General features: G+C 71.3%; 8 protein-coding genes and 2 pseudogenes. 5 read left to right on the forward strand and 5 right to left on the reverse strand.

Going from position 1 to position 12,168, the window contains the following annotated elements:
* Positions 1-33 precede the first annotated feature (33 nt).
* Positions 34-1,076 (forward strand): annotated as a pseudogene (locus tag KIS93_RS01650) (winged helix DNA-binding domain-containing protein).
* 280 nt (positions 1,077-1,356) lie between these two features.
* Here the strand turns inward: KIS93_RS01650 and KIS93_RS64405 are convergent.
* The gene (locus KIS93_RS64405) at positions 1,357-2,118 is read right to left on the reverse strand and encodes a TetR/AcrR family transcriptional regulator (RefSeq protein WP_080037728.1); all 762 of its coding nucleotides are present in this window, start codon (positions 2,116-2,118) and stop codon (positions 1,357-1,359) included.
* Positions 2,119-2,261: 143 nt separating this feature from the next.
* Between KIS93_RS64405 and KIS93_RS01660 the strand changes: the two are divergent.
* From KIS93_RS01660 to KIS93_RS01670, 3 genes and pseudogenes are all read left to right on the forward strand, one after another.
* Positions 2,262-3,230 (forward strand): annotated as a pseudogene (locus KIS93_RS01660) (RNA polymerase sigma factor); the annotation flags it as partial.
* Between the two features lie 76 nt (positions 3,231-3,306).
* Positions 3,307-3,447 carry a hypothetical protein gene (locus KIS93_RS01665; protein ID WP_155126764.1) on the forward strand — a complete coding sequence of 47 codons (141 nt, stop codon included), beginning with the start codon at positions 3,307-3,309 and terminating at the stop codon, positions 3,445-3,447.
* Positions 3,448-3,589: 142 nt separating this feature from the next.
* Positions 3,590-4,357 (forward strand): class I SAM-dependent methyltransferase, encoded by a 768-nt coding sequence (locus tag KIS93_RS01670; protein ID WP_168006926.1) that lies wholly within the window; start codon positions 3,590-3,592, stop codon positions 4,355-4,357.
* A 129-nt stretch (positions 4,358-4,486) separates the two neighbouring features.
* Here the strand turns inward: KIS93_RS01670 and KIS93_RS01675 are convergent, their stop codons facing one another.
* The gene (locus tag KIS93_RS01675; protein ID WP_080037730.1) at positions 4,487-5,230 is read right to left on the reverse strand and encodes an alpha/beta fold hydrolase; all 744 of its coding nucleotides are present in this window, start codon (positions 5,228-5,230) and stop codon (positions 4,487-4,489) included.
* A 92-nt stretch (positions 5,231-5,322) separates the two neighbouring features.
* On the opposite strand from KIS93_RS01675, the gene KIS93_RS01680 reads away from it, so the two are divergent.
* Complete coding sequence (locus tag KIS93_RS01680) at positions 5,323-6,171, forward strand: phosphotransferase (RefSeq protein ID WP_155126767.1); 849 nt, start codon at positions 5,323-5,325, stop codon at positions 6,169-6,171.
* A gap of 94 nt (positions 6,172-6,265) precedes the next feature.
* Here KIS93_RS01680 and KIS93_RS01685 read toward each other — a convergent pair whose 3' ends face one another.
* The 3 genes from KIS93_RS01685 to KIS93_RS01695 all read right to left on the reverse strand — a co-directional run bounded on the left by KIS93_RS01685 (position 6,266) and on the right by KIS93_RS01695 (position 11,964).
* Positions 6,266-7,492 carry an MFS transporter gene (locus KIS93_RS01685; RefSeq protein WP_080037732.1) on the reverse strand — a complete coding sequence of 409 codons (1,227 nt, stop codon included), beginning with the start codon at positions 7,490-7,492 and terminating at the stop codon, positions 6,266-6,268.
* 117 nt (positions 7,493-7,609) lie between these two features.
* Entirely contained in the window at positions 7,610-9,622 is a 2,013-nt protein-coding gene (locus KIS93_RS01690) for a beta-galactosidase (protein WP_080037733.1), read from the reverse strand.
* A 23-nt stretch (positions 9,623-9,645) separates the two neighbouring features.
* Complete coding sequence (locus KIS93_RS01695; RefSeq protein ID WP_080037734.1) at positions 9,646-11,964, reverse strand: beta-xylosidase/alpha-l-arabinosidase; 2,319 nt, start codon at positions 11,962-11,964, stop codon at positions 9,646-9,648.
* Between the last annotated feature and the right edge of the window lie 204 nt (positions 11,965-12,168).

Here is a 12,168-nt window from a genome sequence, read left to right on the forward strand (position 1 = left end):
CGGGAGCTGAACCGTACAACCCTGCAGCGGCAAATGTTGCTCAACCGGGCCGAGCTGTCCGCCGCCGAGGCCGTGGAACGCCTGGTGGCCGTGCAGGGGCAGGAGATCGACGCGCCGTACATCGGCCTGTGGACCCGCCTGGCCTCCTTCACCCAGGACGACCTCGCCTCCCTCCTGTACGACCGGCGCGTGGTGCGCGGCTCCCTCCTGCGCGGCACCCAGCACCTGACGCTCGCCGACGACTACGTCTGGATCCGGCCGTTGATGCAGGTGATCCTGTCCCGCACCCGGCAGGCGGCGTTCGGGCGGCTGATGCGCGAGGTGGACCTCGACGAGCTGGCGACGCTGGCGCGCGGCCACCTGGCCGGACGCACGCTCACCCGCCCGCAACTCCGCGACCTGCTCCTGGAGCGCTGGCCGGAGGTCGACCCGACGGCGCTGGGCTTCTCCGCGCAGGCGCTGGTGCCGATCGTGCACACGCCCCCGAACGGCATCTGGGGCAAGGGCGGGCCGACACCGTTCACGCTCGCGGAGGAGTGGCTCGGCCGCCCGCTGGACCCGGCGCCGCCGGTGGAGCGGCTGGTGGCGCGCTACCTGGCCGCGTTCGGGCCGGCGAGCGTGATGGACGTACAGATGTGGTCGGGGCTGACGCGACTGCGCGAGGTGATGGAAGCGATGCCCGGCCTCCGCCGCTACCACGACATTTCCGGACGCCTCCTCTTCGACCTCGCGGACGCCCCCTCGCCCCCGAGGACGTCCCGGCCCCCGTCCGCTTCCTGCCGTGGTTCGACAACCTCATCGTCGCCTTCGCCGACCGCACCCGCATGATGACCGCCGACCAGCGCAAAGCCGTGTGCGTCGGCGCCGTCATCTACCCCACCTTCCTCGTCGACGGAACTGTCGGTGGCATGTGGGACCTTAAGAACGGCGTCCTGACGGTCGAGCCCTTCCATCCGCTGCCCGACGAGGTGATGGGAGAGCTGGCCGCCGAGGGGGCACGCTTGATGGCGTTCGCCGGGGTGGAGGAAGGGGAGATCGCATGGTCACCACCCAGGAGCCCCACAACGGCCTCGTAAGGGGCCGCGGGGCCCTCACCCTGTGCCTGGCCCGCTGGCGCGCCCTGCTCCGGCGGGCCCGCTTGCCCCGTCTGCCCGCTTTCCCCACCCGGTCCCAGCACACTGCCGCGCCTCCGCGCGCCTCGGGGCCTCCGCACCGCTGGGCTTCCTTGCGCGAGTGGACCTTGGCGCGCCCCTCGGCCTTCGCACCTCACTGGACCTTCGCACCTCACATTCCCGCGCGACCACGCCGGTTGGGCTCCTTCTGCTCGCCTGCGGTGGGCACGGCCTGGTCGCGCGGTCAACGGACGGCGAATCCGCCGATGGCCGGCTCCAGCAGGTCGAAGACCCGGCGGGCGATTTCGCCGAGCGCGGCGGCGATACCGTCCTCGTCCAGCCCGGCACTCCCGCCCGCCTTGTGCGCTTCCGCGTCTGCCCTGTCCGGCACCCCTCCCGCGCCCGCTTTGTCCGTCCCGGCTCCCGCACCCGCGTCGTCCGCCCTGGATCCCTCGCCGGCCTTGTCCGGCACGGACCCCAGCATGCGGGCCTGCAGTTCGCGGAAGAGCAGCCGATCGGCGGCCGCGATCTGCGCCGCCACGGCCCGCGCCGTCACCGGATCCCCAGGCTGCTCCTGCACGAGCCGCCGGGCCAGCGTCTCCTCGCGCTGGTCGTGCAGGTCGCGCAGCCGGGCCACCAGGGTGGGGCTGTCGGCGATCATGCGGGCGAAGTCGCGCCCGGTGAAGCCGATGACCGGGTCGCGTCGTTCCAGCGCCGCCAGGTACGCCCGCCGCACCGCCCCGAGCGCCGACTCCCCGGCAGGGCGATGCGCGACGATCTCGGCCAGGCCCGCCGCGAACTCCTCGTGGTGGTCGAGTGCCAGGTCCTCTTTACGCGGGAAGTAGTTGGTCACGGTCATCTTGGCGACGCGGGCGGCGGCGGCGATGTCGGCGATCGTCGTCCCGTCGAAGCCACGTTCCAGGAACAGTTGGGTAGCGTGGTCAGAGATGGCCTGCCGGGTCTCTCGCTTCTTCTGTTCCCTCAACCCCAAGGTGTCGGTGCTCATGGCCGTAGTCTTCCATAAATTCTTAGGTTCGACCTTATTTTAGGTTGACCCTTCCTTGAAGGGGACCTAAAGTTAGGTGCGACCTAAGTTTAGGCCGCCGTCCATCATCCAACGCGAGCGAGGAGAGAGTTTTGACCCAAGCAGCAGAGGTTCTCGAGCTGGACGACACCACCGCCGACGCCGGGGCCGACGGCGGCACCGTCGTCGGCGCCGACTCGGTCAAGGCCTACCTGAAGGAGATCGGCCGCGTCCCCCTGCTCACCGCCGAGCAGGAGATCGACCTGGCCAAGCGCATCGAGGCGGGGCTGTTCGCCAGGGAGCGGCTCGACACCGAACACAACCTGCCCGACGACCTGCGCGCCGACCTGGAATGGATCGCCGACGACGGCACCCGCGCCAAGCGACGCATGCTGGAGGCCAACCTGCGCCTGGTGGTCTCCATCGCCAAGCGCTACACCGGCCGCGGCATGCTCTTCCTGGACCTCATCCAGGAAGGCAACCTGGGTCTCATCAGGACGATCGAGAAGTTCGACTACCAGCTCGGCTACAAGTTCTCCACGTACGCCACCTGGTGGATCAAGCAGGCCATCACCCGCGCCATGGCCGACCAGGCCCGCACGATCCGCATCCCCGTCCACATGGTGGAGCTGATCAACAAGGTCGCACGCGTCCAGCGGCGGCTCCAGAGCGACCTCGGTCGCGAGCCCACCCCCGAAGAGATCGCCAAGGAGAGCGAGCTCGAGGTCGACCGTGTCATCGAGGTCCAGGGCTACGGCCGCGAGCCGATCTCCCTGCACACACCGCTGGGGGAGGAGGGCGACAGCGAGTTCGGCGACCTCATCGAGGACACCGAAGCGGTCTCCCCGGCCGACGCCGTCTCCTTCACGCTGCTCCAGCAGCAGCTCCGCTCCCTGCTCGACCAGCTCTCGGAGCGCGAGGCGGGCGTGATCAGCATGCGGTACGGCCTCACGGACGGCAAGCCGATGACCCTCGACGAGATCGGCCGGGTGTACGGGGTGACACGCGAACGCATCCGCCAGATCGAGGCCAAGACCATGTCCAAACTCCGCCACCCGTCCCGCTCCCTGGCCCTGCGTGACTACCTGAGCTAGAACGCCCCCCGCCCGGAGGTTTTCGCTCAACGGCTCGAACGTTCCGCGCCCGACGGTCCCGCTCGAAATGCCCTGGTTGAGGGCACGTACGACGGTCGCGTCCGGAATGCCCGCGCCCGAACAGTCACGCACGATGCTCGCCTGCTCGCGTTCGGCGGGCCGCCCCTGCACGTCCCCGCTGCGCACCGTCCTCAGGACGGTCGTGCTGGACGCCTGACGAGGGCGGATGGCAGGGCGGATGGCCCTTCTCCTTACCCGGGGGAGAAGGGGCGGGGTGAGAGAAAGGCTGCGCAAACGGGAAATCAAGAGTGGCGTGACAGTCCTATGGCCGCCCGCCCACCTGACCTAGATTCCCAAAGGTGAAACGTTCCCGATCGAGCCTCGTCCACCAACTGACGTACGCCGTCAAGAACCCGCACAAGATCATCCCCCACCTGCGGCGGCTGGCCCGTGACACCTGGTTCAGGCTGCGCACCCGGGACCACATCGGCTACTACCGGGCCGTCATGAGGTCCGACACCGCCCGCGACCCCGAGGGCGCCGTCGGCTCGCACAACCATCGGCGGTGGCTCGCGGTGGGCCGCATGCAGTTCGACTACCTGGTCGAGCACGGCCTGAAGCCCGAGTGCCGGATGCTGGAGATCGGCTGCGGCAACCTGCGGGCCGGTCACCTGTTCATCGGCTACCTGCACACCGGCAACTACTACGGCATCGACATCTCGCCCGACATCCTCATGGCCGCCCAGGACACGATCGTCCGGCACGGCCTGGCGGACAAGCTGCCGCACCTCACGCCCGTACGCGACCTGCGCCTCGCCTTCCTGCCCGACGACCACTTCGACGTCGTGCACGCGCACAGCGTCTTCTCGCACTCGCCGCTGGAGGTGATCGAGGAGTGCTTCGCCCACGTGGGCAGGGTGATGAGGCCCGGGGCGTGGTTCGACTTCACCTTCGACCGCACCGAGGGCCGCGAGCACCAGGTGCTGCGGGAGGACTTCTACTACCGCACCGAAACCCTCGTCGCGCTGGCCGGGAGGTACGGCTTCGACGCCACGTTCATGGAGGACTGGGAACGACTGCCGCACAAGCAGTCGAAGCTCCGCCTCACCAAGCGCCCGCCCGCATAGCCCGGCCCCGATATCGGGCGCCCAACTGCCCCGCGCCCCAAGCGCACCTGCCCCGCGCCCAAGCGCACCTGCCCCGCGCCCAAGCGCACCCCAAGCGCTCAGCCCGCCCCCGCGTCCCGAACGCTCGGGTTACTTGTCCGCGCCCCTCCAGAATTCCTCCAGTTTCGCCGCGGCCATCACCGGATCCTGGAGCAGCCACCAGTGGCCGAGCCTCGGCAGGTCGGCCACCGTCGCGCCCGCCCGCTCGGCGCTCCTGCGCGCCACGTCCGCCGGCAGGTACGGATCCTCGGACGGCAGCAGCACCAGCCCCGGCACGGGAATGTCGGTGAAGGCCGGCGCCCATTCCTCCGCCACCCGCACCGCCGACCGGTACAGCGCCAGGATGCTCTCGCCCATCACCGCGTCGATCCCGCCCGCGATGGACGCCGCGTGCTCGCGCGGCACGCCGAACCCCTCGAACGCCTCCACCCGCGCCTCCACCGGCGTCGCCGCGAGCTGCTCGAAGAACTGCTCGCCCGCTCCAGGCGTCTGCCACAACCGGGCGAGGTCGTGCCACTGGAAGTCCGGATGGCCCAGGCCGGGGGCGTCGGTGACCCACGAGCGGACGAGCTCGGGCTGCAGGCTGACCAGCCGCACCACCAGGCCGCCGCCCCAGTCGTGACCGACCAGGTCGATCTCCTCGCCGCCCATCGACTCCAGCTCGCCGGCGAGCCAGGCGACGTACTCCTCCTTCGTCGACCCGAACCCGTCCGGACGCGGGCCGCCGAAGCCGGGCAGCCGCAACGCGCGCACGTCCTGCCGCCCCAGGGCCGCGCGCAGCGGATCCCAGACGGACGGCGTCTCCGGGACACCGTGCACCAGCACCACAGTCATGATCTGCTCCTCCCGTGAAGGGCCCCCGCCTGTGACGGTACGCCCCGATATTGAGCTGCGGGTGACTCGGGTGGCCCATAACGTGGGCGCCCGTGAGAGACGCACGGTCCGGCGTCCTGCCGGAGGAGGTGTTGGCGGCGATCCTTGGGCGGCCCGGAGGGATGGTCGTCGAGGGCCGCGCGGAGCCGATTCGCGGTAGCAGCGGTGCCGCGACCTGCGCGCTCACCCGCCTCACCGGCCTGGCCAGGTGCGCGGGGGAGGAGGTGCCGTTCAGGGTCGTGCGTAAGGAGCTGCGACCGGTCCGCACCGGCCGTCATGCCCCGTTCGCGGGCGATCCCCGCCACTGGGCGTACTGGCGGCGCGAGCCGCTGGCGTATGCGAGCGGCCTGCTGCCCGCCGGCCCCGGGCTGGCCGCGCCCCGCTGTTACGGGGTCGTGGGCGACGTGCTGTATCTGGAGGACGTCCCGGGCGGGCCCGAGAACCCGCAGGTGGCGGCGGCCAGGCTGGGGGAGTGGCAGGCGGCGACGCCGGTGCCGGAGGTGCCGTGGCTGGGTGGGCATCAGCTTGCCCAGCGGGTGCGTGCCACCACGTGGACGCCCGTGGCCGCCGATCCCCGGATCGAGCGGCTGTGGCGTCGCCGGGACGAGTTGCTCGCCCTGCTGGCCCGACTGCCGGTGGTCCTGTCGCACGGCGACTTCTCCGCCGGGAACATCATCGCCGCGCCCGGCCTGACCAGCGGGACCGACGCGCCCACCGCGCCCACCGTGCCCGGCACGACCGTGCTGCTCGACTGGGCGACGCTGAGTGCCGGCCCGGTGGGGGCCGATCTGGCCGCGCTGGCGCTCAGCACGTTCACCGACCCCCTCGACGCCTACCTGGCGGGAGCGGAGCGGTTGCGAGGGCGGACGTCGAGCTGGGGTACCGCGCGACCCTGGCGCTGACGGGTGCGGGCCGGGTGCGGTGGATGGCGTCCCGGGGCATGCGGGTGCCCGACGGGTACGAGGACTTCGTGGTGTCCCGGATGCCGTGAAGGGCTCAGTCGTCGTGGGCGATGAGCATGAGCTGCCGCCACAGCACCACCACGAACACGGCGGAGCCGGCGAAGGCGAACCAGAAGGGCGCGGCGACGCCGAACCGGGTGGCCAGCATCCCGCCGATCAGCGAGCCGACCACGAGCCCGGCGTACACGCAGATGGTGTTGACGCTGCCCACCCGGCCCTGCAGCTCGCGCGGGACCGCGCGCTGCCGGACGGTGACGGAGGTGGTGCCCCAGATGAACGCGTGCGCTCCGAAGACGAGGAAGATGCCGCCGGCCACCCACGGCGTGTGCGTCAGGGCCAGGCCGAGGTGGGTGAGCGTCTCGATGATGAGCCCGATCCGCATCAGCGCGCCGAGGCTCAGCCTGCGGGTGATGGTCCCGTACAGGGCGGTGCCGATGAGGCCGCCGATGCCTTCGATGGTGGCCATGAGGCCGTAGCCGATGGCGCCGAGGCCGAGCTGGTCCTGGGTGTAGAGGACGAGCACGGACCAGGCGGCGCCGAACGTGAAGTTGAAGATGAGGATCGTGAGCGCCAGCGTACGGACCGCCGCGTGCCGCAGTGTCCAGCGGAACCCGGCGATCAGCTCGCGTACGGTGTCGGGCTTGGGGTCGCCGGCCTGGCGGCCGTGGGGCGGCAGCGTGATCCGGGAGACCAGGACGACGCCCGCCGCCACCAGCAGCAGCTGGCTCGCGAACGGCCACACCATGCCGAGGCCGAACAGCGCCGCGCCGATGGGCGGCCCGGCGAGCTGGTTGAGCGTGATGAATCCGGTGCCGAGGCGGGCGTTGGCGAGGGAGAGGTCGTCCCGTTCGACCATCATGGGGGTCAGCGTGGCGGTCGCGTTGTCGGCGAACACCTCGGCGACGGACCGCAGCGTCAGCGCCGCCAGCGCGGTCGCCACGGTGAGCGTGCCGGTCGCCATGAGCGCGACGAGCGCGGCCAGCACGAGGGCGCGCGCGACGTTGGCGGTGAGAACGATGGTGCGCCGGTTGTGCCGGTCGGACAGCACGCCCGCGTACAGGCTGAACAGCAGGGGCGGCGCCCAGCCCACGAGGGCGGCCAGCGAGATCATCAGGGGGTCGCGGGTCAGGGTCGCGATCAGCAGGGGGCCGGCGGCGGCCGCGAGCCCGTCCCCCAGGTTCGTGAGCCAGCTCGACGCCAGCAGCCATCGGAATCCGGTCCCCAGCCGGGCCGGTAGGACCCGTTCCACCACGCTAGTCACGAGCGCAAGACCATAGGGTCCTGGGAAGGATATGGCAACGCGTTTTCCCCCTTTGCGGGTGTCCCGAGCGTGCGTGAAGGCGGGGGGCGCTTGCGGGCGCCCCCGCCCCTGGGCCGATCAGGCGCGCGCGACCTGGACGACCGCCGCCCCGAGAGGCGCCAGCCGCACCTCGCCGGCCACCGCCGCGCCGGTGAGCAGGTCCGTCCCCTCCCCTCCCAGGGGGACGGACGCGCCCGCCTCGGCGCTGTGGTTGAGCAGGAACACGTACTCGTGGGCGTCGTCACCCCGCACGGTGCACTCCACGTGCGCCGGCACCCCTTCGAAGCGTGACCGGACGCCCGCCTCCGCGACGACCTGGGCCACCGTGGCGTCGAAGGACTCCTGGTCGAGCAGCGTCGCGAAGTAGACGACGCGCCCGTCGCCGTACTGGTTCTCGACGACGGCGGCCCGCCCCTCCAGCAGCCCGTCCGCGTACGTGGCCAGGGCCTTGCCCGTCTCCAGGTGCAGGTCGTCGCGCCACCAGGTCGCCGTGGCGCGCCGCCCGTCGGCGAACGTCACCGCGAACTCCTCGTGCGGCCGCGCCGGCCAGTACTCGTCGATCTTGGCGCCGATGAGCTCGCGGAACGCCCCGGGGTAACCGTCCGGCCGGACCCGGTTGTCGGCGTCCACGACGCCGGAGAAGAACGACATGATGACGGTCCCGCCGTTCCTGGCGAACTCGTGGATCCGCGCCACCGCCGCGTCGTCGATCAGGTACGCGTTCGGCACGATCAGCACCTTGTACCCGTCGAGCGGCGAGTGGTGGCCGACCACGTCCACGGCGTGGTGACGCTCCCACAGCGGCGTGTAGTGCCGCATCACGGTGTCGGTGTAGCTGAAGTCGGAGCGCGGCAGGCCGAAGACCTCCTCCAGCCCCCACCAGCCGTCCCAGTCGAACACGATCGCGATCTCCGAGCGCGAGGTGGTGCCCGCGACGGGCGCGAGCCGCCTGACCTCCCGTCCCAGGTCGGTGATCTCCCTGAACGTGCGCGAGTCGGGCCCGGAGTGCGGCAGCATCGCGGAGTGGAAGCGCTCCTGCCCGCCGCGGCTGGCCCGCCACTGGAAGAACATCACCGAGTCGGCCGCCCGCGACAGCGCCTGCAGCGAGCCGAGCCGCATCCGCCCCGGCTCCTTGACCACGTTGAGCGCCCACTGGCTGACGGCGCTGCTCGACTGCTCCATCAGCATCCACGGCTGCCCGCCCTTGAGCGAGCGGAACAGGTCGTAGTTGAAGGCCGCCGACACGTGCGAGTCGGGGTCGGCGGGGTTGGGGTAGATGTCGAGCGCGGCGGCGTCCTCCTCCGGCGCCCACTTCCAGTAGTCGGCGTGACGGAAGAACCGCATGAAGTTGGTCATCACGGGCACGTCATCGCGGAAGGAGCGCACGATGTCCCGTTCGGCGAGGTAGCACTCCAGCAGCGCGTCCGAGGTGAAGCGCTTGAAGTCGAGCCGGCGGGTGGGGTTCATCCAGGTGCGGGGGATGTGCGGGACGTCGATCTGCTCCCAGTCGGTGTAGATCTGGCCCCAGAAGCGGGTGGTCCACGCCTCGTTCAGCCGGTCGAGGGTGCCGTACCTGCGCTGGAGCCAGGTGCGGAACGCCGCCGCGGCCGCCGGGCCGTACGACGTGGGCCCGTACTCGTTGCTGATGTGCCACATGGCCAGCGCCGGGTGGAAGGAGTAGCGCTCGGCCAGCTTGGTGGTGATCCTGGCGGCGTACTCGCGGTAGATCGGCGACGACGGGTCGTAGTGCAGGCGGTTGCCGAAGCCGAACGGGTGCCCGTCCTCCCTGATCGGGAACACCTCGGGGTGCAGGTGGGTGAGCCAGACGGGCGGCGCGGCCGTGGGGGTGGCGAGGTTGACGCTGATGCCGTTCTCGTGGAGGAGATCCATGATCTCGTCCATCCAGCCGAACTCGTACGTGCCGGGCTCCGGCTCCAGCGACGCCCACGCGAACACGCCGAGGCTGACGGTGTTGACGCCGGCCTCGCGCATCAGCCGGACGTCCTCCCGCCACACCTCGCGGTCCCACTGCTCGGGGTTGTAGTCGCCGCCGAACGCGAGCCCGCCCACCCGCCGGCGGAAATTCTCCATACGTGACATGCCACTGCTTCCCATCAGTCGTGCGCTTCGATCGAGACGTCCGTCAGGCGGCGCTCGGAGCCGGTGAACGCGTACACCTGGCCGGTCAGCACGACCGTCCGCTCGTCCACCACGTCCGCGGCCGAGCGGCGCACGGACACGCCGACCTCGCCGGGCTCGACCACGCGCCGCCCGTCCCGGCCGGTGAACGACAGCAGCCGGGCCGGCACGTCGAACACGACCCGCGCGCTCTGCCCCGGCGCCAGCTCCACGCGGGCGTAGCCGACGAGCTGGGCGAGCGGGCGGGTGACGGAGGCGATCCGGTCGGAGGCGTACACCTGCACGACCTCCGCGCCGGCCCGGTCGCCGGCGTTGCGCACCACCACGGAGCAGCGGATCGGCTGCCCCGCCTCGACCTCGCCGGTGACGGTGAGGTCGGCGTACTCGAAGCGGGTGTAGCTCAGGCCGTGCCCGAAGGCCAGCACGGGCGCGGGGTCGATGTTGCTGACCGAGCCGGCCGCGCCGAGCTTCGGGTGCAGGTAGCTGTACGGCTGGCCGGCGGTGGCGCGCGGCATGCTCATCGGCAGCCGGCCCGACGGGTTGACCGCGCCGCTGAGCACGCGGGCGATCGCGCCCGCGCCCTCCTCCCCGGGGAAGTACGCCTGCACGACCGCGGCGGCGCCCTCGATGATCTCCGGTACGGCGTACGCGCGGCCGGTCATCAGCACCACCACGGTCGGCGTGCCGGTGGCGAGCACCGTCTCGGCCAGCTCCCGCTGCGCGCCCGGCAGGTCGAGGCTCTCGGCGTCGCAGCCCTCGCCGGAGGTGCCCCGGCCGAACAGCCCCGACCGGTCGCCCAGCACCACGATCGCGACGTCGGACTCGGCGGCCAGCTGGGCGGCGGCGGGGATGCCGGCGCGGTCGCCGTCGTCCACGCCGGTGCCCTTTTCCACGGTGATGTGCGCGCCGGGCAGCTCCGCGCGCAGCGCCTCCAGCAGCGTGGGCGCCGCGATACCGGGCTCGACGCCGGCGAAGTGCGGCAGCACGTGCTGGACGAAGGAGTAGCAGCCGAACAGCGCGGCCACCTCGTCGGCGTTCGGCCCGACGACCGCGACCTTCTTGCCGTCCGCCTGGAGGGGCAGCACGCCGTCGTTGGTGAGCAGGATGACCGACTCCTCGGCCAGCCGCCGCGCCAGGTCGCGGGCGGCGGGGTCGTCGAGGTCCACGCCGCCCTCCGGGGCGGGCGGCTCGGGGTCGTAGTCGTCGTCGAGCAGCCCGAGCTGCGCCTTCTGCCGGAGGACGCGGCGCAGCGCCCGGTCGATCAGCGCCTCGTCGATGCGGCCTGCGGCGACCGCCTCCTTCAGCGGCTCCAGGTAGGCCACGCCGGTGGGCAGCTCGACGTCGATGCCCGCGGTCAGCGCCTGGACGGCGGCGTCACCGGCGTCCCGCGCGACGGCGTGCAGGGTGTGCAGGAAGGCGACGGCGAAGTAGTCGGCGACGACCGTGCCCTCGAAACCCCACTGCTCGCGCAGGACGCCGGTGAGGTAGTGCTCGTCGGCGGCGATCGGGACGCCGTCGATCTCGGCGTAGGAGTTCATCACCGAGCCGGCGCCCGCGTCGCGCACCGCCACCTCGAACGGGAACAGCAGCGTGTCGGCCACCTCGCGGGCGCCCGCGTGAACGGGGGCGAGGTTGCGGCCGGCGCGCGAGTTGGAGTAGCCGACGAAGTGCTTCAGCGTGGCGATCACGCCCGTGGACTGCACGCCGCGCACGTACGCGGCGCCGATCGTGGCGACCTCGTACGGGTCCTCCGAGATGCACTCCTCGACCCGGCCCCACCGCTGGTCGCGGATCACGTCCAGCACCGGGGCCAGGCCCTGGTGCACGCCGAGCGAGCGCATGCTCTCGCCGATCCGGCGGCCCATCTCCTCGACCAGCGCCGGGTCGAACGACGCACCCCACGCCGGCGGCACCGGGTACGTCGTGGCCCGCCAGGCCGCCAGGCCCGTCAGGCACTCCTCGTGCGCGAGCGCGGGGATGCCCAGCCGCGTGTTCTCCCGCAGCCAGCGCTGCCGCGCGGCCAGCGACGTGCGCGCCCACTCCGGATCGACGGGACGCGTGCCGAAGTGCCGGGTGATCTGGCCGACGCCGTCCTTGGCGAACGACTCGAACTCGACGTCCTCGCCCTGCATCGAGTCCTGCAGCGGCGCGACCACGCCCTCCTCGCGATTGACGTTCAGCCACACGCCGACGAGCTGCGCGAGCTTCTCGTCGAGCGACATCTCCGCCAGCAGCTCCTCGACCCGCCGCGACCGGCGTTCGTCGCGTTCCGGCTGCTCAACACGTGCAGGCATACACCCTCGTTCAATGGCTCGTTCAATGGTTCTGAAGCTCGGAAAGTTTCTGTTACGCTTTCCGAAAGATTACGGTGACAATTGCCGATCAGTTACGGTAGGGTCCTGCTTGTAACCCTGTCAACAACACGTTTCACATCCCGGGCGCCCGCCGATTTTGCCTGGTGAGAACGTCGTGTAGTTTCGGGCGGTTTTCCGAAAATT

The organism is [Actinomadura] parvosata subsp. kistnae, assembly GCF_900323885.1.
Lineage (GTDB): Bacteria > Actinomycetota > Actinomycetes > Streptosporangiales > Streptosporangiaceae > Nonomuraea > Nonomuraea composti.